The organism is Aphanothece microscopica RSMan92, from assembly GCF_046613545.2.
Classification (GTDB): Bacteria; Cyanobacteriota; Cyanobacteriia; order PCC-6307; family Cyanobiaceae; genus NIES-981.
In genome coordinates this window covers 1-486 of the sequence record NZ_JBKKKY020000471.1, presented here as the reverse complement: position 1 = coordinate 486, position 486 = coordinate 1, and the positions used below count along the sequence as shown (strand labels likewise).

Sequence of the window (486 nt, the reverse complement as noted above, 5' to 3'; positions counted from 1 at the left end):
GTCGCGCGCACCGGGCGCCACCGAGGCGTTTCGGTACGCGCGACGCTGCTGCGGTGCGTTCCGGGCGCCACCGAGGCGTTTCGGTACGGCATGCCCGCGGTCATGATCGATGCACGGCACGGCATCCACTACGCGGCGTGGAAGAAGCACATCGCTCTCTACCCCGTCTACCGAGGCGACGACGCCTTCGAGGCCCTGGTGGGGCCCTACCGCGCGAAGACCGACTCGGTGCACTTCGCCCACAGCGAGCCGTTGCCGATCGATGTCGTCGAGGCCATAGCGACCGCGTTGCACTCCCTGCGCTGACCGCTCCGCCCCACCATCTCCTCGTCCGCCCCGAATAGGGTTGCAGACGAGGGGGTGGGGCATGGCTCGACGCGAACTGCTCGACGGCATCGACTCTCGCGCCGCCACCGATGAACTGCTCGGCGGCCTGCGCCGCGACGGCTTCAGGGGCCGTGCCCTCGGGGCGTTCATCGCCGATGC

At 70.0% G+C, this 486-nt stretch carries 1 protein-coding gene; it reads left to right on the top strand.

The features are described 5' to 3' along the window. A partial coding sequence (locus ACLD7X_RS18595) for an iron chaperone (RefSeq protein WP_425625507.1) occupies positions 1–306 on the top strand: 306 nt, incomplete at its 5' end. Positions 307–486: the final 180 nt, after the last annotated feature.